Genomic DNA, 17,071 nt, shown 5'->3' on the forward strand with positions numbered 1-17,071 from the left:
GATCCGGTCAGCGACCGACCGACTCCCGGTGCCGGTTCGCCGGCGGCAACAGCCCCCGTCGGGTGGCGACATCGATGGCATGGCGGCGCGAGGTCGCGCGCAGTTTGCGGTAGATCCGCTGGGTCTGGTTGCGCACCGTGTGGACGGAGACGAACAGGCTCTCGGCGATCTCTGCGGCGGTGCCGCCGTCGGCGAGGAGCCCGAGAACGACCTTCTCCCGCGGTGTCAGGGTGACCCGGTCCGCGTCGCCGTCCACGGTCGGTTCGACGAAGAGCACGACCTGCAAAGCCGCGATCACCGCGTTGACCGCCGGTTCATGATCACTCGCCGAGATCAGGGTGCGTCGGTCCATGGTCACCAGGCTGTGCCGGATCGTGCCCGGATCGCCCGACTGGGTGAGGGCTCGACGGACCAGTTGGGCGGAGCGTCGTTGATCACCGATCCGGTCCAGGGCGGTGGCCAGCGCGAGGCTGAGCTCGATCGCTCCGCGGCGTGGCGCCTGCTCGAGCCACGGTCCGTCGGAGATCAACTCGGCGGCCTCGCTGGGACGCCCGGTCGCGAGCAGCCAGTGGGCGGCCTGCAGCGCTTGGTGGTGGCTGCGCGGCCCGTTCGGCACCAGCGGTTTGGCGCGGGCGAAGTCGCCGACGCTCAGAGCGAGTTGGAGTTCGATGCCGCCGAGCAGCGTCTGCGGCAGCGAATCGGTCGGCAACTGTCTCGGCCAGGTCCGGCGCAGGTGCGCGATCTGATCAAGGAGCAGCCGCTGCTGGCCGCGCACCAGGCCGGCCCGGGCCTGGGCGTACTGGGCGAGATAGAGATGTTCGTCGTGGACGAACCGTCCGGTGTGCAGCCGGCCCAGAACCTCTTCGTACGTCACCCAGTCCAGCCGGTCCGTGGCCAAGATCAACTGCGCGCACAGCTGGCCGACGTGCGGGCCGGGGTTCAGCCAGTCGGCCACCCAGCCGTCCGGTACGGAATCGGCCTGGTCCGCCCAGCGCTGTGCGGTGGCGTGTTCTCCGTACACGGCGTGCAGCAGGGCCAGCTCGCCGGCCGCACCGGCAAGATCGTCGGGATGGGCGTTCGGCAGGTAGGTGACCGCGTGAAGATCACCGCCGGCCTCCATCAGGTTGCCGGCCAGAAGGTTGAGAATCCCGTTGTGCAGGGAGAGCGTCGCCAGCTTGCGGTGGTCGGCGTCCCGGGCCAGGATCAGCCGCTCGCCGATCGCGCGGATCGTGGCCGCATGCCGTACGGCGTCGTCGTAGTGCCCATGATCACGAAGGACGCGCAGGACGGCGTGTTCGACGCCGGCTCGCAGTTCGTCGTCGGTGTACCGGCCCGCCTCGAGCATCCGTTGCACGGTGCGGACCCGCTCCGGAACCGGTTCCGGGCCGCGGGGGAGGGCGGCCCCGGTTCGGTCCGAGATCAGGTCCAGGGCCGGGTGTCGTACCAGCTGATCATGGTCGAGCCGGCCGAGCAGGTCGGCGAGCAGTCCGGGGACCCGGATCAGATGGATCCACTCGGCCTCGATCAGCACCGCCAGTGCTTCATGATCATCGTCGTGCGCCGAGCGCCGGGCTGCCCGTACCGCGGCGGTGAAGTCCATGGCTCAACCCGTCCACGGAGCAGCAGGGCGTGCCGAAGCCGAGCCCGAGACGCGCACAGCGCGCACCAGTGGTGCCATCTTGGTATACCAATCCCGCTAGGACCCGGCCGGAGACCCGGGAGGTCGTAGACCCACAGCTGAGGTGGGAATCGTACCGCCCAGTTCCCTTCGGTAACAGCCCGAAGCCGACCCGATGAATCGGTTTCCGGCGGATTGATCACGGACGCGACCGGAGTTGACTATTTCGTTGATCATGTCGCGGCGGCGCGGCCCGGCCGGCTGGCCAGTTTCGGTGGTTCCCCGATAGCAATGGCGTGCGTCCGGGCGGGGGACCGACGTTTCCTCATTCGTTCTTGCCGGCAGGTGGCCTTCTCCACATCGTGTCGGCCTGCGCACCGTTGTGGAGGATCGAGACTTGTCCAACAAGCCCCCTCGCTTCCGGCTCGTGGCCGCGATCGCCTCGCTGGCCATGCTGACCGGACTGATCGCGTTCGGCAGCCCGCCGACGCCGGCTGCGGCCGAACCGGGCAATCCCGGTACGCCCGGCGAACCAACCGTCCTCTACGAGGAGGACTTCGAAAACTCCGGTGACGGTACGAACACGCTGCTCAGCGACTACGAATCGACCACCGGGATCGCCTACTCCGGCGACGATTTCTGGGTGAACCGGAGCTTCTGCAACGGGTTCATCATCGATCCGACCAGCCCGCGGGTCGCCGGCGACTGCGCCGCGATCGCCGGCGAGCAGCAGGGCGCCGGGTTCTACAACGCGTTGACCGCCGTGGTCGACGCGCTCGGCCAGCACCAGGGCGCGACCGATCCCAACAGCGCGGTCGCCTCCTACACGGCGGGCACCGGCGCGAACAACGCGATCCAGTTCCGGACCGACGATCCGATCGAGTTGGACAGCGAAGGTCGCTTCATCACGTTCTCGGTCGACGCCGGCGCGATGAACTGCCAGGCGACGCACCCCAAGCTCCGGTTCTACCTGGCCGACGACGGCGGCGAGGAGCCGATGTCCGGCGCCGCGATCGATCCGTGCACCGACCCGCGGGCGGCGCAGGTCACCGGCACCACGCAGAACGGCGGCACGGCCGCGACTCGGGTCGGCACCTTCCCGGGCGATCGCGCGGTGCTGCTCACCGGCGGCGAGTTCGACATCGTGCTTCGCAACGAGAACGGCAACGGTGGCGGCAACGACGGCGCGTACGACAACATCCGCGTGCTCGACGTGACGCCGCAGCTGGACAAGTCCTTCGGCCCGCAGACCGCGCTGGTCAACGGCACGTCGACGCTGACCTTCACGGTCACCAACACCAGCGAACTGGGCGCCAAGAACGGCTGGTCCTTCACGGACAACCTGCCCGAGGGTCTGGTCGCGGTTCAGCCGGCCCAGGTCGGCGGCAGCTGCACGGCCCAGACGACCGTCGGCGACGACGGCACCTCGATCTCGGTGGCGAACGGCCAGTTGGCCGCCGGGGCCGCGTCCTGCACGATCACCGTGCAGGTCACCTCCGACACGGCGGGGACGTACGAGAACTGCGCCGAGAACGTGTCCGACCCGGTCGGCATCGACCTGCCGGGCTGCGCGTCGGTGACCTTCGAGCCGCAGGAGGACTTCGCCTGCTCACCGCAGGGCATCCTGTTCCAGTACCCGAACGGCGCCCCGACCCGTGCGATCGGGATCGACATCGTCACCGGTGCCGCGACGACGCTCGGCTCGCTGGAGAACCGTGAGGTCAACGCGATCGCGTACAACGGGCTGGACGATTACGTCTACGGTCTCGACCTCAAGAACCATGTCATCGTCCGGGTGGGCGGTGATCTCAGCGTCACGGAGGTCCCCTGGCCGGACGGGCTTCCCGAGACCGTCGTCGGAGACATCGACGAAGCGGGCCGCTACTGGATCGCGAGCGGCGACGATTGGTTCGTCGTCGACCTGGCCCCCGGATCGGACGACTACGGCACCATCGTCGATCAGGGCACCTCGGCTCCGGTGACCACCTACACAGGCGCGGACTGGGCCTACGTCCCCGGCACCAACGCGTTGTGGAGCATCGGCTACGAGGGTGCTGAAGCCCTTCTGATCAAGTTCGACCGGACGACCGGTCAGCGCACGTTGGCCGCCCGACTCGGCACGCTGGGCGGCAACATCTTCGGAGCCGTCTACGCGGACCCGAACGGCTTCCTGTACGGCTCCGACAACCAGACCGGCCAGATCTTCCGGGTCGATGTCGCTGCCGGAAAGGCGCAGAAGTTCTCCGAGGGGCCGTCCTCCGGGACCAACGACGGTGCTCGTTGCGCCGAGGCACCGATCCCGATCGACTTCGGTGACGCCCCGGAGAGCTACGGCACCACGCTTGCCGGCAACGGACCGCGGCACTCGATCCCCGGGATCGACGTCGAGGCCGGTACGGCTCGCCTGATGCTCGGCAGCAAGATCGACGTCGATGCCGACGGAGTCCCCGGCGACGAGGCGAACGGTGACGACACCGCGGACCTCGCCGACGAGGACGGCGTCACCCAGCCGCTGCAGCTGGCCCAGACCGGGCCGACCACGGTGTCGGTGACCGCCACCAACGGCACCGGCCAGCCGGCCACCCTGGCGGGCTGGATCGACCTGGACGGCAACGGCACCTTCGACGACGGAGAACGGGTCACGGTGGCCGTGCCGGCCAACAGCGGCACCGCCGCCTACGCGCTGCAGTTCCCGGAGGCGACCGGGTCGGGCACCACCTACGCCCGGTTCCGGATCTTCCCGGGGGCGAGCGTGGAGCGGTCTCCGCTCGGCGCGGCCGCGGCCGGCGAGGTCGAGGACTACGTCGTGTACGACCGCGAGCTGGGGATCGAGAAGACCTCGGACGCGACCGCAGCGACCCGGATCGGCGACACCGTGACGTACACGGTGACGGTGACCAACACGGGCACCTCGCCGTTCACCGACGACGCTCCGGCGATCGTCACCGACGATCTGTCCGGCGTGCTCGACGACGCCACCTACAACGGCGACGTGACCGCGTCGTCCGGCGAGGCGACCGTCGACGGGAACCTGCTCACCTGGCGCGGCGCGATCGAGTCGGGCGGCAAGATCACGATCAGCTACTCGGTGAAGCTCACCGGGGCCGGCGACGCCGAGTTGATCAACGTCGCGTTCCAGCCGGAGTGCGACCCGGCGGCGGACGACTGCGAGCCGGTTACCCCGCCGGTGGACGAATGCGCCGAGGGCGGCAAGGACCCGAAGACCGGGCTGCCCTGTGACAGCACCACGCTGGAGCTGCCGAAGCTGGCCGTCGAGAAGACCGCCGACACCACCGCGATCCCCGAGGTCGGTCAGACCGTGACCTACACGGTCAAGGCGACCAACAACGGGAAGGGCGCGTTCACCGCGGAGGACCCGGCGGTCGTCGTCGACGATCTGTCCGGTGTGCTGGACGACGCGACCGTCGATCCGGCGTCGATCAAGGCCGACCGCGATCCGGCGGCCGAGTACGCCGAGCCGCGGATCACCTGGACCGGTGCCCTGGCGCCGGGCGAGACGGTGACGATCACCTACCAGGTGACCTACACCGCTGCCGGTGATCACCAGTTGATCAACGTCGCGTTCCAGCCGAAGGATCCGGACGACCCGACGCCGACCTGTGATCCGGCGGACGAGAACGGGCTGGACCCGGAGACCGGTCAGCCCTGCGGCAGGAACCAGATTCCGGCTGCCGGCCTCAACGTCACCAAGTCGGTCGACCCGGCCGACGGTTCGGTGGTGAACGAGGGCCAAGAGGTCAGCTACACGATCACCTTCAGCAACGACGGCGAGTCCGACGCTGCGGTGAACGAGTGGATCGACGACCTGTCCGACGTGCTGGACGACGCCGAGTTGATCACCGGTCCGACCGCCTCCGGCGACGCGCTGAGCGTCTCGGAGATCAAGGACGGCCGGTTCACGGTGAACGGGTCGATCCCGGTCGGCGAGACCGTGACCGTGACGTACACGGTCAAGGTGCTGCCGGACGGCAAGCGGGGCAACAACGCCCTCGGCAACGTGGTCGGCAAGGACCCGAAGCCAGGCCCGTGCCAGGAGAACGATCCGCTCTGCACCAGCAACTCGATTCCGGAGGTGGTCGACAGCAAGAGCGTCGCTCCGGAGACGGGCAGCGCGGTCGATCCGGGTCAGCAGCTGACCTACACGCTGACCTTCGGCAACGACGGTACGGGAGCCGGGCAGGTCGACCGGGTCGACGACCTGAACCACCTGATCGACGACGCCGACGTGACCGGCCAGCCGACCTCGTCGGACCCGGCGCTGACCGTTTCCAAGATCGAGAACGGGCGGTTCACGATCACGGGTGAGCTGAAGCCGGGCCAGACGGTCACCGTGACCTACACGATCACGGTGCGCGGACTGGATGATCTTGGTGACGGCGTGCTCGCCAACTTCCTGCTCGATCCGGATCAGGACACCCCGGAGGAGCCGGTCTGCGAGGGCGAGGACTGCACGGCCAACCCGATCACCCGGCTCCGGGTGTCCAAGTCGGCTGATCCGGCCTCCGGCACCACGGTCGAGGAGGGTCAGCAGCTCACGTACACGCTGACCTTCGAGAACGAGGGCAGCGGCGACGCCGAGGTCGATCACACCGACCATCTGGCCGGTGTGCTCGACGACGCGGATGTGATCACGTCGGCGAAGGCGTCCGATCCGGCCCTGACCGTACTCGACGCCGATGATCAGTACACGGTCCAGGGCACCCTGGCGGCCGGGCAGACGGTCACCGTCTCCTATGTCGTCGAGGTTCGGGCCGCCGATGATCAAGGTGACGGCCAGCTGGCCAACTTCCTGACCAAGACCGGCCAGGAGCCGCCCGCCGAGTGCACCGACGGCGATCCGTCCTGCACGACGCACGAGGTCGACGAGCCGCCCGCCGGCCCGGAACTGCCGGACACCGGTGCCCCGAGCACCCTGTTCGCGCTGCTCTCCGGTCTGGTCCTGCTCGCCGTCGGCGGCGTGACCGTGGCCCGCTCGAGGAGGAACAAGCGCTGATCCTGATCAGCTGAGTTGATCAACCCGGCCCGGTGCTGTTTCCCCAGCACCGGGCCGGGTTCTTCGCTGCCTGGGTCAGGAGTCGAGCAGCCGACGGGCGTGATCATGGACGGCGGTCCGGAGCTCGGGCGGGTCGAGGATCTCGAACGGCCAGGGGATCCGGACGACGACGTCGACCAGCGGGGCGAGGTCGTTGGCGGCGAAGCGGACCTCGCAGGTCGTGCCGTCGAGGTCCTCGACCACGCCCTGGCTGGGCGGGATGATCTTGACCACGGTGGCGGCCGGGGCGTGCACCCGGACCCGGGCGACCAGGTCCCACGGCGCGATGCCGGTGCCCTCGGCGACCAGCGCGACCGGGTCCGGCGGGTCGACGAACCGGTAGCGGGTGCCGGTCAGCTCGGGCCGCGTGATCCGGTCCACCCGGTAGGTCCGCCAGGCCTGCCGGTCCCGGTCGCGGGCGACGAGGTACCAGCGGCGGCCGGTGTGCACGATCTGCAGCGGCTCGACGCTGCGCTCGGCCTCGGTGCCGTCGTGGGTGCGGTAACGGAACCGGAGCCCTTCGGTGTGCCGGCAGCCGGCGGCGAGGGTGACCAGGACGCCGCCGTCGACGACCGGCAGTTCGCCCTGGGGAAGCTGGGTCGTGTGGGCGCTGATCGCGTCGACCTGCCCGCGCAGCCGTACCGGAAGGACCTGGTGGAGCTTCGCCAGGGCGGAGATCGCTGCCTCCTCGACCCCGGACACGGTCGTCGTGGTGGCCACCCGGAGTCCGACCGCGATCGCCACCGCCTCGGCGTCCTCGAGCAGCAGCGGCGGCAGCCGCCCGCCCGGACCGAGCCGGTAGCCACCACCGATTCCGGCCTCGGCGTCGATCGGATAGCCGAGTGAGCGCAGCCGGGTGACATCCCGCCGGACGGTCCGTGGCGTGATCTCGAGCCGTGCCGCCAACTCGGCGCCGTCCCACTGCGGGCGCGCGTGGAGCAGGGACAGCAGGCGGAGCAGCCGGGTCGCGGTATCCATCTCTCGTCCAGTTTCCCAGAACTCGAGGACCGATCCTGTCCGCAGGTCGTCCTACGGTGAAGCCATGACGACGCTCTCGCAGAACCTGCTCGATCTGTCCGACTTCGCCTGGCAACGGCTGCGGCAACGGGTCGCGGACCTGACCGACGAGGAGTACTTCTGGGAACCGTTCGACGGCTGCTGGACCATCCACCGGACCGACCACGGCTACGTCGCCGACGCGAGCCGGATCCCACCGGCGCCGGCGCCGTTCACCACGCTGGCCTGGCGGATCACGCATCTCGTCGACATCCTGCAGGCCGAGCGCACCGCGACCTGGTTCGGCCACCCGGCGACCGACGATCCGCCGTCCGTGCCCGGGTCCGCGGCGGAGGCGCTCGAGGCCCTGGACCACGCGTACGCAGTCTGGCGGGGACGGCTCGCCGCCCTCAGCCAGGAGGACCTGGACCGGCCGATGGGCGAGATCGCCGGGCCGTACGCCGGGAGCGACGGCACGTCCTTCGCGCTGCACATCCTCGACGAACTGATCCACCACGGCGCCGAGGTCGGTACGGTCCGCGACTTCCATCGCGGGCTGCGCGCCGAGGACCCGTTCCCGGACGCGCTGGCGGGCCGGATCACCCCGGCCGAACGGCCGGCGCTGCTGGCCGAAGCCGCGGCTGCGCAACGGTGGGAGCTCGTTCCCCAGCTGGCCGACCGCGGCTTCGACGTGAACGGACGGACGGCGGGCGGCATGACGGCGGCCCATCTCGCGGCCGGTACGGGTTCGCTGGACACGTTGCGATTCCTGGTCGAGCGCGGCGCGGACCTGGCGATCACCGACACCCAGTTCGACGCCGACGTCCGCGGCTGGGCCGAGTGGTTCCGGCAGCCGGAGATCACCCGGTATCTCGATGCGCTCAGCTGAAGATCAACCAGCAGATGCCGGCGCAGCCGGCGGCCCAGCCGAAGCTGACCAGAGTGCCGATGATGAAGCGTTCGGCGGCGCCGGAGGTGGCGCCCGCCTTCAGTTCGGGGTAGCGGGCCAGGCCCTTGATCGCCAGGATCAACGCGACGCCCTCCGGCCAGGTGAGCAGCGAGGCCATGATCCCGATCCGTTCCAGGACACCGATCCAGGCGCCGCCGCGGAGCAGTTCCCGCTGGATCCGCGCACCCGAGGGGCCCGTCTGCAGGGCCGGCGTGGTGGCCTCGGCGAGGCTGAGCACGATCGTCGTGACGGTCCCGCCGGTGATCACGACCGAGACGGTGGCGGCGCCGACGCCGAGCCAGTTGATCACCGGGCCGGCCGGCGGGGCGGCCGAGGCGGCGATCGCGATCCCGAGCTGGGTCAGGCTGATCAGGATCAGGATGATCACGGCGCGCGGTGGTCCGGTGAGCAGGTGCGGCGGCCGGGGTTGCGCGCGCAGTCGCCAGACCAGGCCGGCGATGATCGACACGGCGGTCCAGCCGAGCAGGCCGAGCAGCAGCGGCGTCATGATCAACTCCCCTTCGCGGTGGACCGCTCGGCGCGGTCCAGCATCCTGGCCAGCACCGGCACCGTATCCCGTTCGACCGCCCAGCCGGCGGCGCGCAGCCGCTGCCCGACGGCCTGCCGGGTGATGGCCAGGCGTTCCGCGGCCTCCTGCATGGTCGCCTCGCCGGTCATCGCATCGATCGCCTCCCAGCCCTGGTCCGAGCGGCGGCCGCGGACGGCGGCGAGCAGGTGCAGCACGACCTCGGCGTCCGCGGCGTCCTGTTCACCCGGCGCGGTCGCCATGATCCGGACCCGGTCCGGGTCCTGTTTGGCCGCCTCCACCGCCGCGCGCGCGACCGGGAAGGCGGGGCCGCGGGCCTCGCGCGAGTTCTCCGGCAGCGGCGTCTCGACCGGCCCGATGCCGAGCCCGATGTACCAGTCGCCTTCCCGCATGAGATCAAGGATCACCTGGACCACCGACAGCGGCCGGCCGAGGACGCCCTGGAACTCGTCGCCGACCGTCCGGGTGAACGCGAGCACCGTGTCTACACTCAGACGCCTCAGGGTCGGCTCCACCCGGTCCGGGCCGGTCCTGGACGAGACCTGATCCACGGTGAGAACGTACGGCATAAGGAAAGGCTAGTTCCTTTCTTAGAACTTGAGCAAGCTTAGAGCCTTTCGAGGATGGTGGCGGTGGCGGTCCTGGCGGTGACCCGTCGGCAGGCGCTGGCGTACCGGTTCGCGGCCCAGCGGCTCACCGTACGGCTGCCGAAGCAGGAGTACGTGACCGCCGCGCGCTTCGGGCTGCAGGACTCGGCGCCGCGGGACGCCCTGGTCGCGCTGCATGCGCGGGTCGAGGCCTGCGAGCCGGAGGCCTGGCAGGCGCCCGGACTGGTCCAGACCTACAGCCCGCGGACCGCCGTGTTCGTCCTGCCCGAGCAGGATTTCGGGGTCTTCACGCTCGGCCGGCTGCCGTTCGATCAAGATCAGCGGGCGGCTCTCGAGGCCGACGCCGAACAGATCTGCCGCGAACTCGCCGGGGCCGAGCGGCGAGGTGGGCTGCACGGTCTTCGGGGAGCCTGCTGGACCGGGCGGATCGCGCTCCGCTGGACCACCAGCGCCCTGTACGCCCGGGAGGTCGACCGCCCGGAGATCGACGAGAACGAGGCCCGGGCCGAGTTGTGCCGCCGGCATCTCACCGGCTTCGGCCCGACCACGCCGGCCGCCTACGCCTGGTGGTCCGGGATGTCGCCGGCCGACGCCCGCCGGGTCTGGCGGGCCCTGGAACCGGAGCTGGTCGAAGTGGACCTGGATGGGCACCGGGCCTGGATCCTGGCCGCGGATGAGCCGGCCCTGCGGGAACCGCCCGACCCGCCGTCGGCTCGGTTCCTGGCCGCGCCCGACCTGCGGCTGCTCGGACTCGACCGGACGGGCCTGTTCTGCGGACCCGGGCAGCGGCGCTGGACCGCCCTGCACGACACGTTCCATCCGAACGGGCTGCTGGTCGGTGACGAACTGGTCGGCGCCTGGGGCCGGCGCGGCGGCCGGATCGTGGTCCGGGTCGCGGGCCCGCTGCCGGAGCCGGTCCGTGCCGAGGTCGAGGCCGAGGCGCTGGCGATGCCGATCCCCGGCACGGCCATGTCGATCAGCTACACCGAGGTGCCATGATCAACTCGATTCCGGTCACCGAGGCCGACGACCCGCGGCTGGCCGACTACGTCGCGCTGCGCGAGGTCAGCCTGCGCAAGTCCCTGGAGTCCGCGGAAGGGCTGTTCATCGCCGAAGGGGAGAAGGTGATCCGGCGCGCGGTCGAGGCCGGCTTCCGGCCGCGCTCCTTCCTGCTCGCCGAGCGCTGGCTCGTCTCGCTGCAAGACGTCCTGGACCGCTGTCCCGACACCCCGGTGTACCTGGTCACCGAGGAGCTCGCCGAACAGGTCACCGGCTTCCACGTCCACCGCGGTGCCCTGGCCTCGCTGCACCGGCGGCCGCCGCGGCCGGTCGAGGACCTGCTCGGCTTCCGCCGGTTGGTGATCATGGAGGACATCGTCGATCACACCAACGTCGGCGCGATCCTGCGCAACGCGGCCGGTCTGGGCTGGGACGGCGCACTGCTGGCGCCGCGGGCGGCCGATCCGCTCTACCGCCGTTCGATCAAGGTCAGCATGGGGGCGGTGTTCTCCTTGCCCTGGGCTCGGCTGGCCGACTGGGCCGGTGCTCCGGCGCTGCTGACTGAGGCAGGGTTCATCACGATCGCTCTGACGCTGGCCGACGACGCCGTACCGCTCGACGTCGTTCATGATCAACTCGCGCCGGACGCCCGGGTCGCGATCATGCTCGGCACCGAAGGGGGCGGGCTTTCCGATCACTGGACCAGGTCCGCGGCGATCCGCGCGATCATTCCGATGCAGGCCGGGATCGACTCCCTCAACGTCGCGGCCGCGGCGGCGATCACGTGTTACGCGCTGCGGGACTGAACAGGCCGGCCAGGTAGCCGTCCAGCATCGCCTGCGCGTCCTCGGGGGTGTGGACGTCGAGCAGGACGTAGTTGGTCAGACCCTCGGCCAGGCAGATCAACAGGCCCGCCTCGGTCTGCGGATCGCGGCCCTCGGCCAGGTCGCCCTCGGCGGCGGCTCGGCGCAGCTGGTCGGTGAACAGGGCCGCCAGCGGGGCGGTGGCGTCCTTGGTCACGGCCCGCAGTTGATCATCGTGGACGGCGCGGGACAGGTACGCGAGGTGGACCAGCAGGCCGGCCCGGCTCTCCCGGTCCAGCGGCAGCATCTCCTGCAGCGAGGTACGGATGATGCGGTAGGGCGTGGCCCGGCCGCCGAGGTCCTGCAGCCGCTGCCGCACCCGGGCGCCGGCCCGTTCGCCGTTCCGGGTCAGCGCCACCAGCAGCAGTTCCTCCTTGCTGCCGAAGTAGTGCTGCAGCTGGCCGAGCGAGACCCCCGCCTCCTTGGCGATCTCGCGCAGGCCGACGCCGTCCAGGCCGCGCGTCTCGGCGAGCCGCCACAGTGCGTCGACCAGCGTGCGCCGGCGCTGCTCATGGTCGACCCGGTGCTGCATCGTGACCTCCTGGTCTCAAGTCGAGTGTATTGCTAGAGTAGTCATCCAATACAGTTGACTTGACAGGGTGGTCGCGATGACCGGCAACCTGACCGCCGCCGAGGCACGCGGACCGCAGTCTCAGCTGCCGGGGGACCGGGCACCGGCTCCCGATCTGGCGCGCGGCCTGATGCTGTTGGTGATCGCGCTGGCCCACGCGCCGCTGTTCACCGTCGTCGCTCGCGATCCGCGCGGGATCGACGCGGTCACCGAGATCCTGCACCTGCTCATCGTCAACAACCACGCGCGGTCGATGTTCGCGTTCCTGTTCGGGTACGCGCTGGTCCAGCTCGCCGACCGGCAGCCCCAAACCGGGAGCGGGGCCGAGGTTCGCGGCCTGATCCGGCGCCGCGGCGGCTGGCTGATCATGATCGGTTTCCTGCACGTCGCGCTGCTCACCTCCGTCGACATCCTGGCCGCCTACGGACTCGTCGCGGTGCTGTTCGCCGGGCTGCTCCGGGCCAGGGACGTCACGTTGCTCCGGCTGGCGGTCGTGACCGCGGTCCCGGCGGTCGGGCTGGCCGGCGTGATCATGTGGTACCCCCTGTCCCAGGGCATTTCCTCCTACGCACTGAGCGCGGCGGTGGCCGGTGACCGAGACCCGTGGATCCTGGCCGTCGACCGCGTGCTGGGCTGGCCGGCCGGTCTGCTGATCGGGATCGTCCTGGTGCTCCCCGCGGTGATCTTGGGCCTTTGGGCCGCGCGCCGCCGGCTGTTGGAAGAACCGGAACGGCACCGCCGGGCGTTGCTCGGCGGTGCGATCGGCACCACCCTGGCGGCGGTGGCCGGAGCGGTGCCGGCGATCGTCGTCCAGACCGGAGTGTGGCCGGAACCGCCGGCGGCCTTCGTGGTGCTGGCGGCGTTCACGCAGCCTCTGACGGGCTTCCTCGGTGGGATCGGCGTGATCGGTTTCATCGCCGTGGCGGCGCCGGCGGTCCAGCGGCGTGCGGGGTTTCTGTCCACCGCGCTGCAGGCGCTGGGCCGGCGTTCGCTGACCTTCTACCTGGTCCAGTCCGTGATCTTCGTCGCGGTCTGCTACCCGTACGGCCTCGGGCTGGGGCCCCGGCTCGGCATCACCGGAGCGTCGGTCCTGGCCGTGATCACCTGGGTCGTCTCCTTGCTGGCGGCGGAACTGATGCGCCGCCGCGGGCACCGCGAACCGGCCGAGATCCTGCTGCGGCGGCTGATCCGGTCGGGCGGGCGCCCACAGCGTGGGCACCGATTCACAGGTCCGTGAACGTTGCCGCGGGCGTCGAGGTCCCGCTGTTACGATCGCCGGGAACGACGTACGGGCGCGGGAAGGTGACGTCATGAGCAACGGTGCAGGCGGAGGAAGATCGGACTCGGCGCTGGTTCAGGATCCAGGCCTGCCGCCGGTCGCCGTCGATGATCAGGTACGGGAGGCGGAGGAGCGCCGCTGGACCCCGCGACGGATCATCGTCTGGACCTTGATCGCCCTGCTGGGCGGTCTGGGCTGGACCATGATCGCGATCGTTCGCGGCGAGACGGTGAACGCGATCTGGTTCGTCTTCGCGGCCGTGTGCACGTACTTCATCGCGCACCGGTTCTATGCCAAGTTCATCGAACGCAAGCTGCTCAAGCCGGACGACCGGCGGGCCACACCGGCCGAGTACAACGCCAACGGCCGCGACTTCATGCCGATGGACCGCCGGGTGCTGTACGGCCACCACTTCGCCGCGATCGCCGGCGCCGGACCGTTGGTCGGACCGGTCCTGGCCGCGCAGATGGGCTATCTGCCGGGCACCCTGTGGATCGTCGTCGGCGTGATCCTGGCCGGTGCCGTCCAGGACTATCTGGTGCTGTTCTTCTCGATGCGGCGCGGCGGCCGCTCGCTCGGCCAGATGGCCCGGGACGAGCTGGGCGTGATCGGTGGGATCGCCGCCCTGATCGGCACGCTGGTGATCATGGTGATCATCCTGGCCGTGCTGGCCCTGGTCGTGGTGAACGCGCTGGGGGAGAGCTCGTGGGGCGTCTTCAGCATCCTGATGACCATCCCGATCGCCCTGTTCATGGGCGTCTACCTGCGCTGGATCCGGCCGGGCAAGATCACCGAGATCTCGATCATCGGGTTCGTGCTGCTGCTGTTCGCGATCATCGCCGGCGGCTGGGTGTCCAACTCCGACTGGGGCCAGGCGATCTTCCACCTGGACCGGCCGACGATCGCCTGGGGCATCATCGTCTACGGCTTCGTCGCCGCCGTGCTCCCGGTCTGGCTGTTGCTGGCGCCGCGGGACTACCTCTCCACGTTCATGAAGATCGGCACGATCGTCATGCTGGCGGTCGCGATCATCCTGGTCCGGCCCGAGATCAGCGTGCCGGCGTTCAGCGAGTTCGCCGGCCGGGACAACGGGCCGGTCTGGACCGGTGCCCTGTTCCCGTTCCTGTTCATCACCATCGCCTGCGGAGCCCTGTCCGGCTTCCACGCCCTGATCTCGTCGGGGACCACGCCGAAGTTGATCGAGAAGGAACGGCAGACCCGGTTCATCGGCTACGGCGGCATGCTGATGGAGTCGTTCGTCGCGATCATGGCCCTGGTCGCCGCGATCTCGATCGACCGCGGCATCTACTTTGCGATGAACTCCTCGGCCGCCGTCACCCAGGGCACGGTCGAGGGTGCCGCCGCCTTCGTCAACTCGCTCGGCCTGACCGGCGTCAACGTCACGCCGGAGGTGTTGGCCGAGACGGCGCGGAACGTGGGCGAGGAGTCGATCGTCTCCCGCACCGGCGGCGCGCCGACCCTGGCCCTCGGCCTGTCCCACATCATGCAGCAGTTCATCGGAGGCACCACGCTGATGGGCTTCTGGTACCACTTCGCGATCATGTTCGAGGCGCTGTTCATCCTGACCGCGGTCGACGCGGGCACCCGGGTGTCCCGGTTCATGCTGCAGGACGCGCTGGGCAACGTCTGGGGCAGGTTCAAGGACACCAACTGGCGGATCGGCGCCTGGGTCTGTACGGCGATCATGGTCGCCGGCTGGGGCTCCATCCTGCTGATGGGCGTGACCGATCCCCTGGGCGGCATCAACACCCTGTTCCCGCTGTTCGGCATCGCCAATCAGCTGCTGGCCGCGATCGCGCTGGCGGTCTGCCTGTCCATCGTGGCCCGGCAGGCCGGCGCCGGCCGGTTCCTCTGGATCGTCGCCGTACCGCTGGCATTCACTGCGGTGGTGACGATCACCGCCTCGCTGCAGAAGATCTTCTCCCCGGTGCCGGCCGTCGGCTACTGGGCCCAGCACAACGCGTTCCGAGCGGCGCTGGAGCGGGGCGAGACCAGCTTCAACACGGCCAAGACCCGCGAGGCGATGGAGGCCGTGGTCCGCAACACCTTCGTCCAGGGCACCCTGTCGATCATCTTCGTCACGCTCGCGATCATCGTGATCGCCATCGCGATCGCCCGGACGATCGTCCTGCTCCGCGCCGGTGGCGGCCCGAGCACCGAACTCCCGGCCCAACCGGCCGGCCGCTACGCCCCGTCCAGCCTGATCGCCAGCAAGCCGGAGCGCGACCTGATGAAGGAGTGGGCGGCCCTGCCGCCGGAGAAGCAGCCCAGCGGGGTCGGGCACTGATGGCACCGAAGGTCATGGTGGGACGTGCTTGGCGGGCGGTCCGCTGGTACGTCACCTCGGTGATGGGCGACAACGCCTACCAGGTCTACCTTGATCATCAACGGCGGCACCACCCGGACCAGCCCGCCCTCTCCGAACGGGCGTTCTGGCGAGCCCGTACCGATGATCAGGAACGGAACCCGCAGGGTCGCTGCTGCTGACGGCCGGCGGCGCGACTGTTCTGATTTTCCGCCGGTCAGTCGTGGCGAGAATTCACCGCAGGTCCGGTCGCGGAAATCCGTTTGGCCGATGGTGCCGAGGCTGCTGGTATGGCGTCATGCGCATCGGTTCCTTCGCCGAATGGCAGCTCGCGCGGGCGAGCACTCCACGCCCGGTCCTGGCCGACGTCGTGCGCCGGGCGGTAGGAGCTGAGATCGTCCGTGTCGACCGGATCCTGGAGGGCTACTCGAACGAGGTCTACCGGGTTCGGGCAACCGACGACCAGGATCTGGTGGTCCGGATCCTCAGGTACGACGACGACATCAGTCCCTCGGCCTCGGGCGGCGAGGCCCGGGCGATCGACCTGGCCAGGGCGGCCGGTGTTCCCGCGCCGGAGATTCTCCTGCTCGACACGATCGAGATCGACGGCCGCGAGTTCCCCGTCATGGTGCAGCGGACGGTGCCCGGGCTTCCGCTGAGTGAGGTGATCGATCGGCTCTCCGAGCTGCAGCTGCAGCAGGTGCTGACTCGCCTCGGCGAACTGATCGCCCGGCTGAACGGGATTCGCGTCCAGAGCGAGCTCGACTGGCCGACCACGATGGCTGCTGTGCTGGCCGACCGGTGCGCAGACCGGGCCCGGGTGCTCGCCGGCGGGTTCTCGACGACTGAGTTCGATCGGATCATGGAGTTGCTGGCGGGCTACGTCCGCGACTTCCCGGTCAGCGACTGGGTGTTGTGCCACGGCGATCTCAGTGGCAAGCACATCTTTGTGACCGGCGACGGTGAGGGCTCGATCATCCAGGTCAGCGGGATGATCGACTTCGGTGACTGGAAGCCGGGTGCTCCGGTGCACGACCTCGCCGTGCTGCGATCCCGCGAGCCACGGCTGGACCTGTCACCGCTTCTGATCGGGTACGGCGCTCCGACGGACCAGGCGTACCGACGTCGTTTGGACCTGCACACCCTGCTCATCACGCTGGGCTCCCTGACCTTCGGAGTGGATCAGAACGACCGCGTCGGCATCGCGCGGTCTGGCCGCCAGGTGCGCTCCCTCCTCCGTGATCTCGATCGCGCCGCGTAGC

General features: G+C 69.9%; 13 protein-coding genes. 8 read left to right on the forward strand and 5 right to left on the reverse strand.

All coding sequences use genetic code 11. The annotated features are described in order from the left end of the window. Positions 1-7: 7 nt before the first annotated feature. Positions 8-1,600, reverse strand: coding sequence for a response regulator transcription factor (locus AC6CCG_RS06780; RefSeq protein ID WP_496653715.1), 1,593 nt, complete (start codon positions 1,598-1,600; stop codon positions 8-10). Between the two features lie 415 nt (positions 1,601-2,015). Between AC6CCG_RS06780 and AC6CCG_RS06785 the strand changes: the two genes are divergently transcribed. Beyond that, a complete protein-coding gene (locus tag AC6CCG_RS06785) occupies positions 2,016-6,632 on the forward strand; it encodes a DUF7927 domain-containing protein (RefSeq protein WP_496653716.1) in 4,617 nt (1,538 codons plus the stop codon). 75 nt (positions 6,633-6,707) lie between these two features. Here the strand turns inward: AC6CCG_RS06785 and AC6CCG_RS06790 are convergent, their stop codons facing one another. Next, complete coding sequence (locus tag AC6CCG_RS06790; protein WP_496653717.1) at positions 6,708-7,649, reverse strand: helix-turn-helix transcriptional regulator; 942 nt, start codon at positions 7,647-7,649, stop codon at positions 6,708-6,710. Positions 7,650-7,713: 64 nt separating this feature from the next. Here AC6CCG_RS06790 and AC6CCG_RS06795 point away from each other — a divergent pair, with 64 nt between their 5' ends. Continuing rightward, entirely contained in the window at positions 7,714-8,556 is an 843-nt protein-coding gene (locus AC6CCG_RS06795; protein ID WP_496653718.1) for a DinB family protein, read from the forward strand. Here the strand turns inward: AC6CCG_RS06795 and AC6CCG_RS06800 are convergent. Together AC6CCG_RS06800 and AC6CCG_RS06805 are read right to left on the reverse strand one after the other, a co-directional pair. Beyond that, positions 8,549-9,124 carry a hypothetical protein gene (locus AC6CCG_RS06800; protein WP_496653719.1) on the reverse strand — a complete coding sequence of 192 codons (576 nt, stop codon included), beginning with the start codon at positions 9,122-9,124 and terminating at the stop codon, positions 8,549-8,551. The genes AC6CCG_RS06795 and AC6CCG_RS06800 overlap by 8 nt on opposite strands. 2 nt (positions 9,125-9,126) lie before the next feature. Continuing rightward, a complete protein-coding gene (locus AC6CCG_RS06805; RefSeq protein WP_496653720.1) occupies positions 9,127-9,732 on the reverse strand; it encodes a SatD family protein in 606 nt (201 codons plus the stop codon). Positions 9,733-9,786: 54 nt separating this feature from the next. Between AC6CCG_RS06805 and AC6CCG_RS06810 the strand changes: the two genes are divergently transcribed. Continuing rightward, positions 9,787-10,770: a DNA glycosylase AlkZ-like family protein gene (locus tag AC6CCG_RS06810; RefSeq protein ID WP_496653721.1), complete on the forward strand. Its 984-nt coding sequence runs from the start codon at positions 9,787-9,789 to the stop codon at positions 10,768-10,770. Further along, on the forward strand, positions 10,767-11,576 hold the full coding sequence (locus tag AC6CCG_RS06815; RefSeq protein WP_496653722.1) for a TrmH family RNA methyltransferase: 810 nt from the start codon (positions 10,767-10,769) through the stop codon (positions 11,574-11,576). Before AC6CCG_RS06810 ends, AC6CCG_RS06815 begins: the two co-directional genes overlap by 4 nt. On the opposite strand, the gene AC6CCG_RS06820 is transcribed toward AC6CCG_RS06815, so the two are convergent. Beyond that, positions 11,551-12,165, reverse strand: a complete 615-nt coding sequence (locus AC6CCG_RS06820) for a TetR/AcrR family transcriptional regulator (RefSeq protein WP_496653723.1) — start codon at positions 12,163-12,165, stop codon at positions 11,551-11,553. The two genes, AC6CCG_RS06815 and AC6CCG_RS06820, sit on opposite strands and share 26 nt — an antisense overlap. 76 nt (positions 12,166-12,241) lie before the next feature. Here AC6CCG_RS06820 and AC6CCG_RS06825 point away from each other — a divergent pair, with 76 nt between their 5' ends. The 4 genes from AC6CCG_RS06825 to AC6CCG_RS06840 all read left to right on the forward strand — a co-directional run bounded on the left by AC6CCG_RS06825 (position 12,242) and on the right by AC6CCG_RS06840 (position 17,070). Then, on the forward strand, positions 12,242-13,441 hold the full coding sequence (locus AC6CCG_RS06825; RefSeq protein ID WP_496653724.1) for a DUF418 domain-containing protein: 1,200 nt from the start codon (positions 12,242-12,244) through the stop codon (positions 13,439-13,441). A 73-nt stretch (positions 13,442-13,514) separates the two neighbouring features. Then, complete coding sequence (locus AC6CCG_RS06830; RefSeq protein ID WP_496653725.1) at positions 13,515-15,791, forward strand: carbon starvation CstA family protein; 2,277 nt, start codon at positions 13,515-13,517, stop codon at positions 15,789-15,791. Between the two features lie 14 nt (positions 15,792-15,805). After that, positions 15,806-15,991, forward strand: a complete 186-nt coding sequence (locus AC6CCG_RS06835) for a YbdD/YjiX family protein (protein ID WP_496653727.1) — start codon at positions 15,806-15,808, stop codon at positions 15,989-15,991. Positions 15,992-16,107: 116 nt separating this feature from the next. Next, entirely contained in the window at positions 16,108-17,070 is a 963-nt protein-coding gene (locus tag AC6CCG_RS06840) for a phosphotransferase family protein (protein WP_496653728.1), read from the forward strand. The last annotated feature ends 1 nt before the right edge of the window (position 17,071 follow it).

The organism is Microlunatus sp. YIM B11417 (assembly GCF_059617205.1).

Excerpts from the sequence above, each read along its gene's own strand:
- AC6CCG_RS06780 (WP_496653715.1), bottom strand. The coding sequence starts at position 1,600 with ATGGACTTCACCGCCGCGGTACGGGCAGCCCGGCGCTCGGCGCACGAC.
- AC6CCG_RS06790 (WP_496653717.1), bottom strand. The coding sequence starts at position 7,649 with ATGGATACCGCGACCCGGCTGCTCCGCCTGCTGTCCCTGCTCCACGCG.
- AC6CCG_RS06795 (WP_496653718.1), top strand. The coding sequence starts at position 7,714 with ATGACGACGCTCTCGCAGAACCTGCTCGATCTGTCCGACTTCGCCTGG.
- AC6CCG_RS06800 (WP_496653719.1), bottom strand. The coding sequence starts at position 9,124 with ATGACGCCGCTGCTGCTCGGCCTGCTCGGCTGGACCGCCGTGTCGATC.
- AC6CCG_RS06805 (WP_496653720.1), bottom strand. The coding sequence starts at position 9,732 with ATGCCGTACGTTCTCACCGTGGATCAGGTCTCGTCCAGGACCGGCCCG.
- AC6CCG_RS06810 (WP_496653721.1), top strand. The coding sequence starts at position 9,787 with ATGGTGGCGGTGGCGGTCCTGGCGGTGACCCGTCGGCAGGCGCTGGCG.
- AC6CCG_RS06815 (WP_496653722.1), top strand. The coding sequence starts at position 10,767 with ATGATCAACTCGATTCCGGTCACCGAGGCCGACGACCCGCGGCTGGCC.
- AC6CCG_RS06820 (WP_496653723.1), bottom strand. The coding sequence starts at position 12,165 with ATGCAGCACCGGGTCGACCATGAGCAGCGCCGGCGCACGCTGGTCGAC.
- AC6CCG_RS06825 (WP_496653724.1), top strand. The coding sequence starts at position 12,242 with ATGACCGGCAACCTGACCGCCGCCGAGGCACGCGGACCGCAGTCTCAG.
- AC6CCG_RS06830 (WP_496653725.1), top strand. The coding sequence starts at position 13,515 with ATGAGCAACGGTGCAGGCGGAGGAAGATCGGACTCGGCGCTGGTTCAG.
- AC6CCG_RS06835 (WP_496653727.1), top strand. The coding sequence starts at position 15,806 with ATGGTGGGACGTGCTTGGCGGGCGGTCCGCTGGTACGTCACCTCGGTG.
- AC6CCG_RS06840 (WP_496653728.1), top strand. The coding sequence starts at position 16,108 with ATGCGCATCGGTTCCTTCGCCGAATGGCAGCTCGCGCGGGCGAGCACT.